An 18,457-nucleotide genomic window follows, 5' to 3' on the forward strand; every position below is an offset into this window, starting at 1 on the left:
CTAGGTGATTATCAGAGTCATTCGTATACTGGATGTTTCATTTTGTAAACGAAGTGTTGGGAACCGACCGATGACACTAGAAGAACAACAAAGAGCTCGGCAAGGGGTACTGCTTGCCATCGGAGCCTACACCATGTGGGGTATCGCCCCTATCTACTTTAAAACCATCAGCGATGTCTCTCCGCTTGAGATCTTAAGTCACCGCGTGGTCTGGTCTTTTGTTCTGCTGGCTTTCTTGCTCCATATCGGCCGTCGTTGGCGCGGGGTTCGTGATGTACTTCGCTCAAAAAAGAAGATGGCGTTTCTCATCTCGACCTCACTTTTGGTCGGGGTTAACTGGCTGATTTTTATTTGGGCAGTCAACGCCAACCATATGCTGGATGCCAGCTTAGGCTACTACATTAACCCACTGATCAATGTATTACTCGGCATGCTGTTTCTTGGCGAACGACTCAGAAAACTTCAGTGGTTTGCGGTAGTGCTCGCTGCGTGTGGCGTGTTGGTTCAGCTGATAGCGTTTGGCTCAGTACCAACCGTGGCAATCGCGCTTGCCCTCAGCTTTGGCTTCTATGGCTTGCTACGTAAGAAAGTGAGCTTGGATGCACAAACTGGATTGTTTATCGAAACTCTTATCATGTTACCTGCTGCCGCCATCTACCTAGTTTGGATTGCTGATAGCGCCACATCTGATTTGCTGAGCAACCCAATGACACTCAATCTGTTACTGATTTCCGCAGGTGTCATTACAACCTTGCCACTGCTTTGCTTCACAGGCGCAGCAACACGATTGAAGCTATCAACACTGGGCTTTTTCCAATACATTGGCCCAAGTTTGATGTTTTTGCTCGCCGTCTTAGTCTACGGCGAAGCCTTCACGGCAGATAAAGCCATTACCTTTGCCTTTATCTGGGGTGCCTTAGTCATCTTCAGCTTTGACGGCCTTAAAACGAATCGACAAACACGTAAAGCCGCTTTGGCCAAGTGATCGTTTTTTACAAGACATACTCAAACAGTCGCGCTAAGCTTGGTGAAATATTCGCCAAGCTTTTTTGTATTTATGGATAAGGTTCAATACCAAACAGCACCCAATCAAGAGATAGGTTTGATCGACGCAAACTACCGAACGTTTGCCTTTCAACGCCACTATCATCTTGATTTTCATATTGGCCTTATCACTCAAGGTGAGCAGAAGTTTCATTATCAAGGCAACTCATATCATGCAGGAAAGGGGCAAATCGTCTTAATGCCGCCTGACGAAATGCATGATGGGCAATCCAAGCTCGACTCAGGTTACCAAGTGAAAGTCTTCTCATTGGATCCACATTGGCTTAGTGATCTTGCGGATCTAAAACGATCGTCCGACATAGTGGGATTTAACCAGTTGGTGATTAACGATGCCTTTTTATTCAATACCTTAGTGGAACTACACCAGAACCTAGCAAATCCTAGCCTCAGTCAACTCGCCCAAGACTGTTTACCCTATGAAGGTTTTGCTCGGTTATTTGAGCAGTATGGGGCGAAGGAGCAAAAAAGCGTCGTGCCACTGGGCAATCAATCGGTAGCGACACTCAAAGAGTACTTGATGGCGAATCTTGACCAGCCCGTCAAACTGGAGCAGTTATCGAACTTATGCCAGTTGAGCCCCACTCAATTTCAACGCCACTTTAAGGCGAAAGTGGGCCTAACCCCATACGCTTGGCTAAGTCGCTTGCGCCTTGAGCAAGGCATGAAGCTTCTCAAGAGCGGAGTCTGCGGTACCGATGTCGCTCACCAAATCGGCTTTTACGATCAAGCTCACTTCAGCAAAGCATTTAAAGCCACCTACGGCGTCTCCCCTTCTCAAGTTGGCTAGTGCCAATAATTTACAATTCCTCATGCAATGAATTTGGCACACTAAGCGAAATTCCTATTAAACAGTGACTACCATGAGTGAAATCACCATCCTTGCAACATTAGCAACCGTCCACTTCATTGCCCTTATGAGCCCAGGCCCAGATTTTGCCCTCGTCGTACAAAACGCGACACGCTATGGTCGCCAAACCGGTTTGTACATCGCACTCGGGCTATCTTGTGGCATTTTGCTCCACTCAATTTTGAGTTTAACGGGCGTCAGCTACTTAGTGCATCAGCAACCGACTCTGTTCGCTTTGGTACAAATTGCCGGCGGCAGCTACCTGTTTTACTTGGGTTATGGCGCCTTAAAAGCAACTTGGGTAAGTTGGCAGCGCGAGCCCGCAAGCACAACCCATATCGAAGCTCCCCAGTTGCTGCTCAGTAACAAACGCCAAGCCTTCTCTCGTGGCTTTGCGACCAACATCCTCAACCCAAAAGCGTTGGTCTTTTTTGTGAGCCTCATGTCATCACTGGTTCCCGCAACGATGTCTCTGAGTGGAAAAGGCGCTGCACTCGCCATTTTGTGGATACTCTCTTTAGCTTGGTTCTCATTTTTGGCTTGGGCGCTGTCCACACAACGGATGCAGCGCAAGTTGCAGGCGATCACCCTATATATTGATGGATTGTGTGGCGTGATCTTTTCACTCATTGGGGCAGGCATTTTGTGGCAATCGGCAAGCAGTTTACTGATTTAGCCTCCACGACCTTGGCGAATAGTTAGTCACCAATCCTGCTTTTAGAGGCATTTTTATTCGCCGAAGAGTGAATTTGTGTGCAAAAAAACGTCATTATTGGATGTCAGTGTGAGAGGTTTGATCAACGATCACCCCGAAGCCTTGTGCGAGATCTCTTACAAGTGAGTGAGCCAAAATAGCTTTTTAGCTAAGAGTAATATCACTATAAACACATAAACCACTGATTTAGATGACTTTGTACAAAAATAAGCCAAAGAGATTATTAGGAAATCGTTTTCGTCATATTGCTGAAATCTACGACTGGCGTAATATGAACCTTGTCGGAAGGATGCTGACACGGAACAGGAAATTACCACGGATTAGGTAATCTTCAGGAAGAAGATACGGTTGCTTAGGATGAGTAATCGGCACGGATAGCAAATTGGACATTGAACGGACGCAATAGTGACTAGGATGGTTGCTACTAAGGAAGGGAAATGGACACCTCTGGACGAGGCAAGGAACGATCATCAGGATGATGAAAGGGACACCGCTCAGGGAACAAGCGAAGTGAGCTAACGAGGATTGTTAGTGGACCAGGATAGGGTCAAGGACACCGCTAGGATGGCGAGAAAAGGACTAAGCTGAAGGACATCAGCATACTATCAAGGATTTGATGCATGGAGCACTTTTAGTAGCCGGATTGCTGCGAGTAAGACTATAACCCCGATGGGCGCAAGCCCTCGGGGTTTTTCTTTATCTTTTCTCTACATAATTGAACTATAGCTGCTACGTTGGCCGCTTTCAGTTTCAGTCAGCCCCATCACATCGGTTTACAATGCTCTGGGGTCTCGCTTGATTGCCGCCTCGTCTAAAGCTCAAACATTTTGAAAAATCACTTACAGAAACTACAACTTTTCTAATTTAGCGTACGCCGTTACCAGCCATTTGATCCCTTCGCCGTTAAAAGCAACTTGAACTCGGCTTTGCGGACCACTGCCTTCAAAGTTGATGATGGTACCTTCGCCAAATTTCGGATGCATAACGCGTGAACCCAAACTAAAACCTGTTTCATTGAAGTTCTCTTTCACCACAGTTTGGCTAAAGCGACCCGAACTGGTTGGCCTGCTTACCTGCGCCTTCATACGCACTTCATCCAGACAGGTTTCTGGCAACTCACGGATAAAACGTGACGGCTTGTGGTACTTATCTTGACCGTACAAGCGACGCATTTCCGCGTAGGTGATGTAGAGCTTTTCCATCGCACGAGTCATGCCCACATAACAAAGGCGACGCTCCTCTTCCAAGCGGCCCGCTTCTTCCGCAGACATCTGGCTTGGGAACATCCCCTCTTCGACACCGACCATAAAGACCAATGGAAACTCAAGGCCTTTGGCACTGTGTAGCGTCATCAGTTGGACGGCATCCTCAAACTCATCCGCTTGGCCTTCTCCCGCTTCTAAAGCCGCGTGAGTTAAAAACGCAGTCAATAGCGTCATCTCTTCCGCTTCTTCTGGTTTTTCAAATTGGCGGGTTGCCGTAACCAGCTCTTCCAAGTTCTCAATACGCGCTTTAGACTTTTCACCTTTCTCTTGCTCGTACATGGCGAACAGACCCGAATACTTGATCACGTGGTCGGTTTGTTCATGCAGCGGCATTTCACAGGTGTCATCTTCTAGTGCGTTGACCAATTCAACAAAACGACTCAGGGCACCTGCAGCACGGCCAGCCAGCACTTTATCATCTAGCAGGCGGATGCTCGCTTCCCACATCGTGCAACCTTGATCTCGGGCGGCAAAGCGAATCGTTTCTAAGGTTTTATCACCCAAGCCACGAGTCGGAGTATTCACAACACGTTCAAATGCTGCGTCGTCGTTGCGGTTAGCCATCAAACGCAGGTAACTAAGCGCATCTTTAATTTCTTGACGCTCGAAGAATCGCATTCCGCCATAGATTCGGTAAGGCAACCCCGCTTGGATTAGCGCTTCTTCTAGAACACGTGACTGGGCGTTGTTGCGGTAGAGCATGGCGGCATCATTCAAAGCACCGCCTTTGTCTTGCCACTCTTTCACTTTGTTGACGGCAAAGCGTGCTTCATCAAGCTCGTTGTAAGCCGAATAAACCGAAATAGGCTCACCTTCTGCACCTTCAGTCCACAACTCTTTACCCATACGTTCCGTGTTATTGGCGATCAGAGCATTCGATGCTTCAAGGATGGTTTTGGTTGAGCGGTAGTTTTGCTCCAAACGAATGGTATTCACGCTTGGAAACTCTAAGGTGAACTTCTCGATGTTTTCGATTTTAGCACCACGCCAACCATAGATAGACTGGTCGTCATCCCCAACAATCATTACATGCGAATCTGGCCCTGCCATCATACGCAACCAAGCATATTGGATGTTGTTGGTATCTTGGAATTCGTCAACCAGAATGTGCTTAAAGCGCGCTTGGTAATGCTCACGAATGTGCTTTTTATCGCGCAGTAACTCATGGGCACGAAGTAGAATTTCGGCAAAGTCGACTAAGCCAGCACGATCGCACGCTTCTTGGTACGCGGTATACAGTTGAAGGTAAGTTTTGGTGATTGGATCGCCATAGGCATCAATGTGATTCGGGCGAAGACCTTCATCTTTTTTACCGTTAATCCACCAGCTGACCTGGCGTGCTGGCCACTGTTTCTCATCCAGATTTTGTGCCTTAATCAAGCGGCGCAGTAAGCGTTGCTGATCATCACTGTCGATGATCTGGAAGTCTTCTGGCAGCTTGGCATCAAGATAGTGAGCGCGAAGGATTCGATGGCAAATACCATGGAAAGTCCCGTTCCACATCCCAGAGGCACTGCCCATCATTAACTCTTCAATACGACCACGCATTTCTGCCGCGGCCTTGTTGGTAAAGGTCACCGACATGATAGAAAACGGTGATGCCTGCTCAACTGACATTAACCAAGCAATGCGGTGCACTAGGACTCGTGTCTTACCACTTCCCGCACCAGCAAGGACAAGTAAGTTTTCTAGAGGGGCGGCAACGGCTTCACGCTGTTTATCGTTCAGACCATCGAGGAGTAATGAAGGATCCATTCTGTGCTCAGCTACTGGTTATCTATACATGAAAAGTGATTATAACCTAAACAGCCCCCGCATTTCAGAACAAAAACAAGAAAAATTTACGCGATAAAAATCGATATAAATTAACCACTTAAATAAAAATAAAAAATGGATCAGTGGTTTTCGATAAATTTTTTGAAAGTTTTTTCATCCCCTTTCTATCTTGTTTAGTAAGCAAGTTGCTGGAAAAACAACCGCCACTTGCCCACATAAGTAAAGGAATTAAGTCTGAGGATAATACAATGAAAAAATCGAATCTTGCTGTTACTGCTGCTGTTACAGGTTTACTGGCTCTAGGTGGTTCAATGTTGACTGCTGCCCCTGCGCTAGCGGCAGAAAAAGAGAAATGCTACGGCGTCTCTAAAGCGGGCAAAAACGACTGTGCAACCAAAACCAGTTCATGTGCTGGTACTGCAAAAGAAGACAATCAAACTGACGCGTTTGTGGTTGTCCCTAAAGGACTGTGTGGCAAGTTGACGGGCGGCAGCACTCAATCTTCATAACACCTATTGTCTGTCCGTAAGGTAAACGGTTTAGGCTCAACAAGCCGTTTACCTTCCCCCACTCGCCAAGGATTCGCCCGTGAAAAATCATAACTATCACAACCATATTGGTGTGGGGTTACGAACGCCACACTTGGATTATTTTACCCACCAGAAGCCTGCGCTCTCTTGGTTAGAAATCCACAGCGAAAACTACTTTCGTCCTTACTCAGCCGCTCGCCAACAACTGCGCCAAATCGCCCAAGACTACCAAATTAGCTGTCATGGGATTGGTTTATCTTTAGGCAGTGTTGCTCGGGTAGATCAAACACACCTTCAACAAATCAAAAGCTTAGTCGACGAGTTAGAGCCGTTTCTTGTCTCTGACCATTTAAGCTGGAGTGAAAACGGCGGTCACCACTTCAATGACCTGCTGCCACTTCCCTACACCGTTGAAGCGCTAGACGTTTTTTGTCGTAACGTCGCGGAAGTGCAAGACCACTTACAACGCCCAATCCTGATAGAGAATCCGTCAAGCTACGTTAAGTTTGCCCATTCCACCATTCCTGAGTGGGAGTTTCTAGCCGAGGTTCAACGTCGCACTGATTGTCGACTTCTATTGGATTTGAACAATATTCACGTTTCCGCTTTCAATCACGGCTTCGATACCCAAACCTATTTGGATGCGATTCCGGCTGAGCATGTGGATGAAATTCATTTGGCAGGATTCACCATCAAACAGCTAGAGAAAGGCGAAGTCTGGATTGATACCCATAGCCAACCAGTCAGTGACGAAGTTTGGCAACTCTACACACAATGGCTATCGCAACACGGCTCTCGCCATACGCTCATCGAATGGGATCTCGATATTCCGCAGCCTGAGGTTTTGCTCGCGGAAGCTGGCAAAGCGAATGATTATCTGCACCAGCATCTTGAAGAAAGTCAGCCAAGGAGAGCGTCATGACTCTTTCCCTAGCCCAGTTACAACATCAATTTGCCAAGGCGCTGCACTACCAAGCAACCGGTGAAGAGTGTGAGATAGTCAGCGACCACTTTACCGCTGATGAACGTATGCAGATTTATCGCAACAACTTCATCATTGGCTTGAGTGAAGTTCTAGAGGCAACGTACCCCATGGTTTGCGCTTTGGTTGGCGAAGAGTGCTTTGGCCAATTAGCCCGCCAGCATGTGCTTGCCTACCCATTGCAAGTCGGGGATGTCAGTGATTATGGAGAGCATTTTTCGCACACTATCGAACGCTTCCCAGCGGTTGTTGAAGCTGCGCCTTATGCCACCGATGTCGCCCGTTTCGAATGGTGTATCGATATGGCTCAGCAGCAACAAGGCAATGTATCTGCGCCAGACACTCTATTGCCTTTAGCCAAGTTAGCCGAGGTAGAGCCGGTGCAGCAAACCTCAATTCATCTACATTTGTGGCCAGGTGTGATGCCATTTCAATCCCAATATGCGCTATTTGCGCTAAAAAAAGCCATTGAAAGCAATCAGTTTGATGATTTGGTTTTAGATAAGCCTCAACAGGGCGTGATCTGCTGCTCCCAACAGGGTGAAGTGTGGATGCAGCCTCTCGACGGTGAGGCTTTTGAACTGCTGCAACACCTGCATTCTGGTCGTACCTTGGGTGAGATACCACCTCATACACTCCAACACCTAAATTATTTTGTCGAAAGCAACGTGGTTGCTGGATTTTCGCTCGCGCGGTAAGGGGAGACGATGTCTGAATCTATAAAAAACATGCTCAATCACTACGATGCTCTGATCGAAAAATCGCAGGCGGTTGTGGTGCCATTACTTTTGCTTTTTTGTCGAGTGTGGGTCGCTTGGGTCTTTTTCAATGCGGGCTTAACCAAAATATCGACATGGGATAGCACACTGTTCTTATTTGAATATGAATACCAAGTTCCGCTACTACCTTGGCAACTGGCGGCTTATTTGGGAACGGGTGCAGAGCTTATCTTGCCTATCTTTGTTGCGTTGGGCTTGTTGACAAGACCCACCGCAGCGATGCTATTTGCGTTCAATATTATTGCCGTCGTCTCTTACCCGGTATTATGGGAGCAAGGCTTTTATGACCACCAACTATGGGGATTAATGATCCTAATCGTTGTGGTATGGGGACCAGGACCACTATCCGTTGATAAGTTATTGCGCGGAAAGTTGGCTGATTAGTTACCGTCGTTCAAGTCTTCTTTGACTGAATTCACGGCGTCACGTGAGGCATGGCCAATGGCTTTGGTGGTGTCTCGCGTTGCATGGCCAATGGTTGTCGCAGCATCACGAGTCGCATGACCAATTTCCGTGCCTGCTTGCTTTAACTCCGCACAACCAGACGCACCTAGTAGTACTAATGCGCTCAATACAAACATCTTACCTAGTTTCAGCATATGACCTCCTTGCGTACTAAGGTGATTATCATATCAATAAAAAACGCCCCTGACTCAATGAATCAGGGGCGTTTTATGATTGCGACTAAAACAAATTAAGCGCTGATACCCGAGTGGCGCAATAGCGCATCAATTTGAGGCTCACGACCACGGAAGCGTTTAAACAGCTCCATTGGCTCTTCACTGCCACCCATTTCAAGAATGTTGTTTAAGAAACTTTGACCGGTTTCCGCGTTGAAGATGCCTTCTTCTTCAAAACGTGAGAATGCATCCGACGACAACACTTCCGCCCATAGGTAGCTGTAGTAACCAGCGCTGTAACCACCAGCAAAGATATGGCTAAAGCTATGCGAGAAACGATTCCACTCTAAGCTTGGCAACACCGCCACTTTCGACTTCACTTCAGCTAGGGTTTCTAAGACACGAGGTCCTACTTCCGGATCAAATTCCGTGTGCAGCGTGAAATCAAACAAGCCAAATTCTAACTGGCGCAAAATAAACATCGCTGATTGGAAGTTCTTCGCTGCGAGCATCTTATCCAACATCTCTTTTGGCAGTGGCTCACCCGTTTCAAAGTGACCCGAGATAAACGCCAGCGCTTCTTCTTCCCAGCACCAGTTTTCTAGGAACTGGCTTGGCAATTCAACCGCATCCCACGGCACACCATTGATGCCCGATACCGCACCGGTATCCACTTGCGTCAACATATGGTGAATACCATGACCAAACTCGTGGAATAGCGTTACCACTTCATCATGGGTGAACAGCGCAGGCTTGTCTCCCACTGGGCGGTTAAAGTTACACGTCAGATACGCCACAGGCGATTGCAGTTCACCTTGAGCATTGATACGACGCACTCGACACTCATCCATCCACGCGCCACCGCGTTTATGTTCACGAGCATACAAGTCTAGGTAGAAGCTGCCACGCAAGTTGTTGTCAGCATCGAAAATATCGAAGAAGCGTACTGACTCATGCCATGTATCCACGCCCTCTCGCTCTTGAACCGTCATACCGAAGACACGTTTTAGCACTTCAAACAGACCGCTCACCGCTTTCGACTCAGGGAAGTAAGGACGCAGCTCTTCATCCGAGATTTGGAACAGGTGCTGCTTTTGTTTTTCGCTGTAGTAAGCGATGTCCCACAAGTTGAGCTCTTCAACACCGAACTCTGCTTTAGCGAATTGGCGCAGTTCTTCCACTTCACGCTCGCCTTGCGGTTTCGCTTTGCTCGCCAAATCATTTAAGAAACCAAGTACTTGAGAGGTATTCTCTGCCATTTTGGTGGCTAGAGACTTCTCGCTGTAGGTATTAAAACCAAGCATACGAGCAATCTCATGGCGCAGCTTGAGCTGTTCATTGATGATCTCAGTGTTGTCCCACTCACCTGCTTTCGGACCTCGATCCGACGCACGCGTTACATACGCTTCATACAACTCTTTACGTAACTCTTGGTTATCACAGTACGTCATCACGGGTAGGTAAGACGGGATATCAAGCGTGAGCAAGTAGCCCTCAAGCTCTTTGGCTTCTGCCGCGGCTTTGGCTGCCGCTAGCGCTGACTCTGGCATACCCGCGAGCTCTTTCTCATCTGCAACATGCTTAGTCCAACCCATAGTGGCATCTAGCACGTTGTTAGAGAATTTAGAACCTAGCTCAGACATACGTTTGCTGATCTCACCATAACGATGCTGCTCATCCGCAGGCAAGCCAATGCCCGACAGCTCAAAGTCGCGTAGAGAATCAGTAATGGTTTTCTTCTGCGCTTGGCTCAGTTTCGCAAACGCATCGCTCGCTTTGATCGCTTTGTACGCTTCGAACAGTCCTTTGTGCTGACCAACCCAAGTACCGTACTCAGAAAGTAATGGTAGGCAGCTTTCGTATGCTTCACGCAGCTCATCACTATTGACCACTGAGTTCATGTGGCTCACCGGAGACCAAATACGACTTAAGTGATCATCCACCTCTTCGATAGGCGCCACAACGTTCTCCCAGCTTGGCGCGGTATTGTTTTCCAGTACCGAGTCAATTTTAGCGCGGCACGCCTCGATAGCTTGCTCAACCGCAGGCTTAACGTGCTCAGGCTTAATCTGTGAAAACGGGGGAAGATCCGTGAAAGTCAGTAATGGGTTAGACATAAAGCATTCCTTTTGATTCAAAGACGTTCTTCAGCGACATCTTTTATTTCTGTTAGATACTAAATATAGGTAGGTTCAGCAATTTTCAATAGTAACGTATACTAAGAGCCATCATTCATCATGCTCTTTGCACCTATTCTGAGAGAAATATTTTGTTAAGTTACCGCCACAGTTTTCACGCAGGCAACCACGCTGACGTGATTAAGCATATTGTTCAAAGCCTTATCTTGGATTCTCTAAAGCAAAAAGATAAGCCTTTTGTTTACCATGACACGCACTCTGGCGTTGGTCGCTACGATTTGACTCACGAATGGTCAGAGAAAACCGGTGAATACAAGCAAGGCATTGCCCGCGTGTGGGACCAAAAAGCGATTCCAGCTGAGCTTCAAGGCTACCTTGACGCCATCAAAACACTCAACAACGGTAACACTCTGCGCTACTACCCTGGCTCACCACGAGTCGCACGCGCGCAAATTCGCCCGCAAGATCGCATGGTTCTAACCGAACTGCACCCTGCTGATCACCCATTGCTTGAACAAGAGTTCCATCGCGATCGCCAAGTGGCCATTTATAAAGAAGATGGATTCAAACGCCTAAAAGCGAGCTTGCCACCGCAAGAGCGCCGTGGTTTGGTGTTGATTGACCCACCCTACGAGCTGGCAAAAGAGTATCGCGATGTGGTGCAAGCGATCTTCCAAAGTTACAAGCGCTGGGCAACGGGCATTTATGCGATTTGGTACCCAGTGGTCAACCGCTGTGACATCGAAGACATGATTGAAGGCTTGGAAGGGTTAGGCATTCGCAAAATTCTACAAATCGAACTTGGCGTTGCCCCAGACACCAACGAACGTGGCATGACGGCATCAGGCATGATTGTGATCAACCCACCGTGGAAGCTAGAAAGCCAAATGAAAGAAATTTTGCCATTTTTGAAGGAAGCGATTGCACCAGCAACCGGTCACTTCAAAGTGGAATGGATTGTTCCGGAATAATCGATTTCTAGACGGCAGAGCCAAAACGCTCTGCTTTATCGCTAAATGTCATAACGACACGCACTTTTTCCCATTGGGAAATCGATGATGGTCGATTTATGATAAGAGATAAGGACAGCTATGTGCTGCGATTGAGTTTCAGACTCCTCGCCCCAATGTCATTGGCATAGCAATCAATAATTCAAAAAGCTCGGAGAAAGTAATGGCGACTCATTTTGATTACATCTGTATCGGCGGCGGCTCAGGCGGCATCGCATCAGCAAACCGCGCGGCGATGTACGGCGCGAAAGTAGCCCTAATCGAAGCTCAAGACCTTGGCGGTACCTGTGTCAACGTAGGCTGTGTACCGAAGAAAGTGATGTGGCACGGCGCTCAAATTGCAGATGCAATGAATCTATACGCTGAAGACTACGGCTTCGATATCGATGTAAAAGGCTTCGACTGGAGCAAACTGGTAGAAAGTCGCCAAGCGTACATTGGTCGTATTCACCAATCTTACGATCGCGTACTGGGCAACAACAAAGTTAACGTCATTAAAGGCTTTGCTAAGTTTGTTGATGAGAAAACGGTGGAAGTAAATGGCGAGCACTACACAGCCGATCATATCCTGATTGCTGTTGGCGGTCGTCCAACTATTCCGAACATTCCAGGTGCGGAATACGGCATCGACTCTAACGGCTTCTTCGAGCTAAACGAGCAACCAAAACGCGTGGCCGTGATCGGCGCAGGTTACATTGCGGTAGAAATCGCTGGTGTACTGAACGCGCTAGGTACTGAAACTCACCTATTCGTTCGTAAAGAATCTCCACTACGTAGCTTTGACCCAATGATCATTGAAACGCTAGTTGAGGTAATGGACGCAGAAGGTCCTAAGCTGCACACGCATTCGATTCCAAAAGAGATCGTAAAAGAAGCGGATGGCAGCCTGACTCTGCACCTAGAAAACGGCAACACGCAAAACGTTGACCAACTGATCTGGGCAATCGGCCGTCACCCAGCCACGGATGCTATCAACCTTGCATCTACTGGCGTTGAAACTAACGATCGTGGTTACATCAAGGTAAACGAATACCAAGAGACCAACGTCAAAGGCATCTACTGTGTCGGTGACATCATGGAAGGCGGTATCGAGCTGACGCCAGTTGCGGTTAAAGCAGGTCGCCAGCTTTCAGAGCGTCTGTTCAACGGCAAAACCAATGCGAAAATGGACTACAACCTAGTGCCAACTGTTGTGTTTAGCCACCCACCGATCGGCACGATTGGTCTAACAACGCAAGAAGCGGAAGAGAAGTACGGCAAAGACAACGTGAAAGTGTACACGTCTGGCTTTACCGCAATGTACACCGCCGTCACTAAGCACCGTCAGCCATGTAAGATGAAGCTGGTTTGTGCGGGCGAAGAAGAAAAAGTTGTTGGCCTACACGGCATCGGTTTCACCGTTGATGAGATGATTCAAGGCTTCGGCGTAGCAATGAAGATGGGCGCAACCAAAGCAGACTTCGACTCTGTTGTGGCGATTCACCCAACGGGCTCTGAAGAGTTCGTTACCATGACGGGTTAGTGTAGGAAAAGCATCTTGCACACATAAATAAATCTGGAAAATAATCATCCACTGACTATGCTGTATATATAGTCAGTGGTTTTCTAGGTGACTTTATGTATCTCATACAATCAAGCAATGTCTATAAACAGGCAGAACTATCAATCAGTGACAACACCTGTAGATGCTCTCCTGAGAAGGAGAATATTGGCTCTCTCCCAACACTGTTCAATGGTGATGGTTCATTCAACCATGAAGCTAATAGCTACCTCTTTTACCAAAAAGCGGTTAAAGATGCCAAAGACCTTAATCCCTGCTCCCAAGCTCTTTATGCCTATTATCAATTCCTTGAAGATGAGAACTTAGCATGGGATACATTCCCTCCCGTCAAGAGGCTAAAACCGACTTATCTATTCCGCTCTCACCTACTAAAGCAGATTAAAAATGGCGACTTGGCGCATAGCACTGCCAGCATTCGCATGAACCAAATTGTCAATTACTATAAGTGGTTGATGCATGACGGTTATCTAAAGATAAAGAACGAGAAAGAAGCGCCATTCAAAATGGAATTTGTTTCTGTTCAGAGCTCGGGAATGTTAGCTCACGTTTCACCCACTTTTACCGTAGAAGCAAGTGACCTACGCATTAAAGTCCCTAAAGATGCCGACAGTAGCAACATCCGCCCTCTCACTCCGCTGAGCCAAGAGTCACTGAGTATTCTCACTCAATATCTACCCAAAGCTTCAGAGGAACTGCGCTTACAGGTGCTTATTTCTCTTGATACGGGAATGCGTATCCAAGAGATAGCCACGTTATCCACTAAAGCTATCGAGACAGCGACGCCGGTAGCTGAAAGTAAGCACCGCTATGAGTTGTCGCTATCACCTCAAGCAACAGGTGTGATGACCAAATACCTCAAATCTCGCCAAGTGGAAATCTCTGCCGAGTTATTGTCGACATTGAATGAATATCGCGTTTCAGAGCGACGAATCAAGCGTGTAAACAAGCTTGACCAAAAACTTGAAGCACTGCCGGAAATGGCTGAAACGCTGAAGAAAGAGACGCTTGAGCGATTGGAGCTATCTGAGCGCCACGAACCTTTGTTCGTCAGTGAGCAAGGCAACCCCGTAACCGCTAAGTCGATAGAAGCTCGTTGGACAGAGCTTAGAGCCGAGATTAAAAAAAACCACCCTACATTCACGCACCGCTTTCATGACTTGCGTTCGACTTATGGCACCTATCGACTAAATGATATGCTTGAAGCTGGGCTATCTTCTTCAGAAAGTTTGGGACTACTAATAGGATGGATGGGGCACCGAAACGAATCAACCACTTGGAAATACTTGCGCTACTTGAAGCGCAAAGAGGCTTTCAAAGTTAAATTCGGCATTTTAGACGGCATCATGCATGAAGCGTTAGGCAGTGAAAATGAGTAATATCTCTTATTTGCACGGCTGGAAGCCAGAGCTTTGTATTCGATTAGATAACGATCAAAACTCTTTGGCTGACTTTAATCGCTTCATGGTCAAGGGATTCCCCTCCACAGCGTCATTACAACAAGGAAGTCACTTTGAAGATGCAAATAGGGAAGGTTTTGTCCTTCAAATGAAATCTCGTTTTGATGATTTCATAGGCGAAGGAAAAAGCCATCAGTCACTGTACTCTGCCTATTTAGCATGTTCTCAATATCTTCGTTGGTGCGATGAACATGATGAAGAGGCGTTCACACAAAACGCCACTGAAGCTTACTTCGTATTTCTGTATAAAAAGGTATTGCTTGGAAAAATAAAGTGCACTTCCTACAAAGGGAAACGCTCTCGCATGCTGCGTTTCTTTTGCGATTACTTAGACCTGCCAAGTGCGTATTTCGACCACATCACCGTCACGGATAATAGCGATAAGGAGCCCTTTGAGGCTTATACTCGCAGTGACCTCAATCAATTACTGCCTTTTTTGCGCAGTCTCTTTAAGCAAACTGCCAAACAGTTTATTAAAAACCCTGAAAAGCACATAGATGCTTATAAGAACGCCCCGACCATGACGTTTAACTGGAACGGAGAGCAATACAAACTATGTGGTGGCATCAGCAAAATGATGTGTGCGGGCACGTACCTACTGGCTTACTACACCTACGCTAATACCAGTGATTTATTCCAACTACAGCAACCGGATAACGCCTCTACATCAGTCGGTGAAATTTGGTACACCATGCCCGCTTTTAAGCGCCGAGCATTCAAAACCATCCACGTTGAGATGGGCGGTCATGAGTTGGAGATTCCCAAGTACGCAATGAGCTTCTTTGATACTCTGCTCGAAGCCTCCCGCCTGATTTCCACAGCTCCCAACGCGACATTATTGCAAGCGGTCGCCTCAAAGCAAGCCGCTCCGCTGAAGCGTGGAACCTTGCAGGCTTTCTTAAAGCGATGGGTCGAAAAACACTTTACCTTTACCGACCAAACGGGTCGTCACTTGCGCCCTGTCATCAGTCGCTTTCGAGAAACAGGCGCACAAATCACGACTTACCATCAAGGAGAGCTGGTGAACGACATCATGCTCAACAACACCTCTAACACGAGAAAGCAAAGCTACAGCATGGGCAACCGAACTGCCAATAATGGGATGATGCAAGATGCGATGTCCTTGCGAGAGCAAGAGATTAAGCAAGGTGAAAACACAAAAGAAGCCCAAAAAAGCTTAGGCATTGATGTGTTGGTTATCGAGGCAGAAAACAAAATCAACCACCCTAACTTGAGTCGCACTCCGAACGGAGGAAGTTGCTCTGAGCCTTTTGGTGAAAAGTCAGAAAAATACACAAGAAAAGCTCTCAAGCATGGATTAATTAAAGACGGTGAGAGATTGGCGTGTGCCGACTTACTTGGTTGTTTCGGTTGTCCAGACCAGGTCATTGTTCAATCTCTCTCAGATATTTGGTGCCTATTAAGCTTCAAAAGCTGTATTGAAGAATCCCTATATCGCCACCTTGATGCTCATCACTACGGACAAAACTTTGAAGACATCATTGTGTTTATTGATACCCAGATTCTGCCCAACATTAAGGCCTCTCTACTTAAAGCGGCAGAAGATAAATTGGACGATGAAGGCTTACACCCGAATTGGGATGATGCCGAATCAGTGCTTAGCCTTACTCCATCACAGGAGACATCCAAATGAGCAGTGATAAATTCAATACTGACCATTTATATCTAGCTGACTTTCCCGTTGAGCATAAAGTCCAGCCTGCCGATATTGTCACCTTGTACCATGAGCAGCGGTTCAACGAATTGGATGCCGTGGTGGTTTGTCGCGATAAGGACGGTAACGTCACCACCACCTTCGGTCAAAACAGTTGGGATTGCTTTGCTTTTTCACGTAAAAAAGGAAGGAACAATCTTACATTTTCGGAATTAGATGCCCATCCAGAATTACAACGAGAGTTGAAGCTCTTTACTTACGGTTGGTTATTTAATCTCTCTCCACAAAAAAGGAAGGCACCAAAATTTTCAACCGTTCACAGTCGACTTAACAGTGCTTTGATAACCTACCAATTTCTCGCTCAACAAAATGCGCACACACTCTCTGCCCTTTCATCGACTACTATGCGTCAGAAGTTCGATGAGTACCTTATCGAACGTGAGTCGAACGTTGGCACACTTGAGAAAGCATTTACAGCCATCAACAAAGCCATTGAGTACAACCCTTGGCATAAGATAGCGTTGGGCTTTACTCCAATCAAACCAAAGAAAGAAGCTAAGCGTTTAAGTGAGCTAGAAGCGCAACAAACTCTGGTTATTCCTGAGCGCCTTTGCCACGCCATCTATGGCAAAGCCATGATTCTTATTGAAGAAGCGCGTCCTCATGCCTCGCTCATTGCCGAGACTGAACGTGACCTCCAAGATAACTACATACAAGGCAAACGAATCTTAGAGGATAAGATGAAGGCTGGCAGTGTCTTCACCTTCATGAATTCCGATGGGAGTATTGATAATCATAAGGTTGCTAGCGCCGTTCTGAGCAATCAACCCAAACAACCAAGTGAGCTGATTAAGCCACTGGCAATAACGCTACCCAATATCCCCTTGAAGAATGGAGTAGATTTTCAGCGATACTTGGGGCAACTAATCACGGCAAGTTACATTGTGTGCGGCGGCTTTAGTGGTATGCGTGATAGTGAACTCGATAAGCTCACTCCTAACAGTTATTATCAAGACTCGCTGAGCGGCCGAGTGCTTCACCTTCTTCAATCTCATACGTTTAAATTGGGTGAAAAACGAGAAACGTGGGTAACGGCAGCCGTATCAAAAACAGCGATTGATTTGATGTCTATCCTCACAAAAAGATGGCGAATTGAGGTGCAATACCCCGATGAGAAATACACAAATACGCTTTGGGTCAATCAAGTTTACCGCTCTCATGCACCGAAATTAATTTCAGATTGGAATCGCCGGCTACAACGGTTTTGCAAGCAGTTTAAATTTGTTGTGACTGATGACGATTACCAAAAGTGTGTTGAGTCGAACCCTCGCTCACAGGTTAAAATTGAAAAACAGGTTATGGTTGGTCAACCTTGGCCTATGAGTACTCACCAATTTAGACGCAGCCTAGCGTTCTACTGCGTTAAAAACCGATTAAGCTCGCTGGTTGCACTCAAGCAGCAATTCAAACATCTGTATTTGGCTATGACAGAGTGGTACACAAATGGCGGGCTGCTAGCCAGCCTTCGTGATTTAACGGTCGATCCGAAAATCCAACAAGCGCTTGATGAGATTAACGCTGAATCCACTACCAATAAAATCTTCAAACAATGGCATTCTGATGAAACATTATCGGGTGTACATGGCAAAGCCATCATGAAAATGCGAGGTGATGTCCCAACGATTTACAGCTCTTGGGACACCATCTATAAGGCGGTAAAAGACGGTAAACTCACGCTTCATGGCTCACTGCACAGCTACTGCAAGAGCGGCTATGATTGCGATATGGATAGCGTTGTTGCACCGCAGTTTTGCGTCGATTGTTCGTCTGGAAGCAGCATCATTGATAAGCAACAAGCAAAGTGGTGGCAAAAGAGGCATCGTAGTTTATCGGCCTATATGGCAACAGGGGACGATATTACGGTCACGGATAGAAGCCATTACATTACTCAAGTTAGAGCGGCAGAAAACGTTATGCGGGACTTTGGGATGGAATTTACTCCTTTTGAAGCTGAACTTAATATCACGGAGGTTTAAT

15 protein-coding genes are annotated in these 18,457 nt (G+C 46.8%); 12 read left to right on the forward strand and 3 right to left on the reverse strand.

Annotated elements, in window-relative coordinates; translation table 11 throughout:
* Positions 1 to 70 precede the first annotated feature (70 nt).
* From rarD to U9J37_RS10870, 3 genes are all read left to right on the forward strand, one after another.
* On the forward strand, positions 71 to 985 hold the full coding sequence (rarD, locus tag U9J37_RS10860; RefSeq protein WP_005475113.1) for an EamA family transporter RarD: 915 nt from the start codon (positions 71 to 73) through the stop codon (positions 983 to 985).
* A 72-nt stretch (positions 986 to 1,057) separates the two neighbouring features.
* On the forward strand, positions 1,058 to 1,852 hold the full coding sequence (locus U9J37_RS10865; RefSeq protein ID WP_005475032.1) for an AraC family transcriptional regulator: 795 nt from the start codon (positions 1,058 to 1,060) through the stop codon (positions 1,850 to 1,852).
* A 73-nt stretch (positions 1,853 to 1,925) separates the two neighbouring features.
* On the forward strand, positions 1,926 to 2,588 hold the full coding sequence (locus tag U9J37_RS10870) for a LysE family translocator (RefSeq protein ID WP_005475077.1): 663 nt from the start codon (positions 1,926 to 1,928) through the stop codon (positions 2,586 to 2,588).
* Positions 2,589 to 3,475: 887 nt separating this feature from the next.
* Here U9J37_RS10870 and uvrD read toward each other — a convergent pair.
* Positions 3,476 to 5,647 carry a DNA helicase II gene (gene uvrD, locus U9J37_RS10875; RefSeq protein ID WP_005475069.1) on the reverse strand — a complete coding sequence of 724 codons (2,172 nt, stop codon included), beginning with the start codon at positions 5,645 to 5,647 and terminating at the stop codon, positions 3,476 to 3,478.
* Positions 5,648 to 5,916: 269 nt separating this feature from the next.
* Between uvrD and U9J37_RS10880 the strand changes: the two genes are divergently transcribed.
* From U9J37_RS10880 to U9J37_RS10895, 4 genes are all read left to right on the forward strand, one after another.
* Positions 5,917 to 6,177: a BufA1 family periplasmic bufferin-type metallophore gene (locus tag U9J37_RS10880; protein WP_005475027.1), complete on the forward strand. Its 261-nt coding sequence runs from the start codon at positions 5,917 to 5,919 to the stop codon at positions 6,175 to 6,177.
* Positions 6,178 to 6,256: 79 nt separating this feature from the next.
* Positions 6,257 to 7,120, forward strand: coding sequence for an MNIO family bufferin maturase (locus tag U9J37_RS10885; RefSeq protein ID WP_005475022.1), 864 nt, complete (start codon positions 6,257 to 6,259; stop codon positions 7,118 to 7,120).
* Entirely contained in the window at positions 7,117 to 7,878 is a 762-nt protein-coding gene (locus U9J37_RS10890; protein WP_005475059.1) for an HvfC/BufC N-terminal domain-containing protein, read from the forward strand. Before U9J37_RS10885 ends, U9J37_RS10890 begins: the two co-directional genes overlap by 4 nt.
* Before the next feature lie 9 nt (positions 7,879 to 7,887).
* Entirely contained in the window at positions 7,888 to 8,343 is a 456-nt protein-coding gene (locus U9J37_RS10895) for a DoxX family protein (RefSeq protein WP_005475062.1), read from the forward strand.
* Here U9J37_RS10895 and U9J37_RS10900 read toward each other — a convergent pair.
* On the reverse strand, positions 8,340 to 8,558 hold the full coding sequence (locus tag U9J37_RS10900; protein WP_043887271.1) for a hypothetical protein: 219 nt from the start codon (positions 8,556 to 8,558) through the stop codon (positions 8,340 to 8,342). The two genes, U9J37_RS10895 and U9J37_RS10900, sit on opposite strands and share 4 nt — an antisense overlap.
* Before the next feature lie 95 nt (positions 8,559 to 8,653).
* Complete coding sequence (gene prlC, locus U9J37_RS10905; RefSeq protein ID WP_005475037.1) at positions 8,654 to 10,696, reverse strand: oligopeptidase A; 2,043 nt, start codon at positions 10,694 to 10,696, stop codon at positions 8,654 to 8,656.
* 152 nt (positions 10,697 to 10,848) lie between these two features.
* Between prlC and U9J37_RS10910 the strand changes: the two genes are divergently transcribed.
* From U9J37_RS10910 to U9J37_RS10930, 5 genes are all read left to right on the forward strand, one after another.
* Positions 10,849 to 11,688: a 23S rRNA (adenine(2030)-N(6))-methyltransferase RlmJ gene (locus U9J37_RS10910; protein ID WP_005475054.1), complete on the forward strand. Its 840-nt coding sequence runs from the start codon at positions 10,849 to 10,851 to the stop codon at positions 11,686 to 11,688.
* 202 nt (positions 11,689 to 11,890) lie between these two features.
* The gene (gorA, locus tag U9J37_RS10915) at positions 11,891 to 13,249 is read left to right on the forward strand and encodes a glutathione-disulfide reductase (protein WP_005475053.1); all 1,359 of its coding nucleotides are present in this window, start codon (positions 11,891 to 11,893) and stop codon (positions 13,247 to 13,249) included.
* A gap of 95 nt (positions 13,250 to 13,344) precedes the next feature.
* The gene (locus tag U9J37_RS10920) at positions 13,345 to 14,664 is read left to right on the forward strand and encodes a tyrosine-type recombinase/integrase (RefSeq protein WP_005475064.1); all 1,320 of its coding nucleotides are present in this window, start codon (positions 13,345 to 13,347) and stop codon (positions 14,662 to 14,664) included.
* On the forward strand, positions 14,657 to 16,399 hold the full coding sequence (locus U9J37_RS10925; protein WP_005475093.1) for a hypothetical protein: 1,743 nt from the start codon (positions 14,657 to 14,659) through the stop codon (positions 16,397 to 16,399). Before U9J37_RS10920 ends, U9J37_RS10925 begins: the two co-directional genes overlap by 8 nt.
* Complete coding sequence (locus tag U9J37_RS10930; RefSeq protein ID WP_005475042.1) at positions 16,396 to 18,456, forward strand: hypothetical protein; 2,061 nt, start codon at positions 16,396 to 16,398, stop codon at positions 18,454 to 18,456. Before U9J37_RS10925 ends, U9J37_RS10930 begins: the two co-directional genes overlap by 4 nt.
* Position 18,457: the final 1 nt, after the last annotated feature.

The sequence above is a fragment of the Vibrio sp. 16 genome (genome assembly GCF_963681195.1).
Taxonomy (GTDB): domain Bacteria; phylum Pseudomonadota; class Gammaproteobacteria; order Enterobacterales; family Vibrionaceae; genus Vibrio; species Vibrio sinaloensis_D.

What these genes read in the sequence shown, in the direction of transcription:
- prlC (WP_005475037.1), bottom strand. Translation starts at nt 10,696, where the DNA reads ATGTCTAACCCATTACTGACTTTCACGGATCTTCCCCCGTTTTCACAG.
- U9J37_RS10900 (WP_043887271.1), bottom strand. Translation starts at nt 8,558, where the DNA reads ATGCTGAAACTAGGTAAGATGTTTGTATTGAGCGCATTAGTACTACTA.
- U9J37_RS10880 (WP_005475027.1), top strand. Translation starts at nt 5,917, where the DNA reads ATGAAAAAATCGAATCTTGCTGTTACTGCTGCTGTTACAGGTTTACTG.
- U9J37_RS10895 (WP_005475062.1), top strand. Translation starts at nt 7,888, where the DNA reads ATGTCTGAATCTATAAAAAACATGCTCAATCACTACGATGCTCTGATC.
- U9J37_RS10865 (WP_005475032.1), top strand. Translation starts at nt 1,058, where the DNA reads ATGGATAAGGTTCAATACCAAACAGCACCCAATCAAGAGATAGGTTTG.
- gorA (WP_005475053.1), top strand. Translation starts at nt 11,891, where the DNA reads ATGGCGACTCATTTTGATTACATCTGTATCGGCGGCGGCTCAGGCGGC.
- U9J37_RS10870 (WP_005475077.1), top strand. Translation starts at nt 1,926, where the DNA reads ATGAGTGAAATCACCATCCTTGCAACATTAGCAACCGTCCACTTCATT.
- U9J37_RS10890 (WP_005475059.1), top strand. Translation starts at nt 7,117, where the DNA reads ATGACTCTTTCCCTAGCCCAGTTACAACATCAATTTGCCAAGGCGCTG.
- rarD (WP_005475113.1), top strand. Translation starts at nt 71, where the DNA reads ATGACACTAGAAGAACAACAAAGAGCTCGGCAAGGGGTACTGCTTGCC.
- U9J37_RS10920 (WP_005475064.1), top strand. Translation starts at nt 13,345, where the DNA reads ATGTATCTCATACAATCAAGCAATGTCTATAAACAGGCAGAACTATCA.
- U9J37_RS10925 (WP_005475093.1), top strand. Translation starts at nt 14,657, where the DNA reads ATGAGTAATATCTCTTATTTGCACGGCTGGAAGCCAGAGCTTTGTATT.
- uvrD (WP_005475069.1), bottom strand. Translation starts at nt 5,647, where the DNA reads ATGGATCCTTCATTACTCCTCGATGGTCTGAACGATAAACAGCGTGAA.
- U9J37_RS10930 (WP_005475042.1), top strand. Translation starts at nt 16,396, where the DNA reads ATGAGCAGTGATAAATTCAATACTGACCATTTATATCTAGCTGACTTT.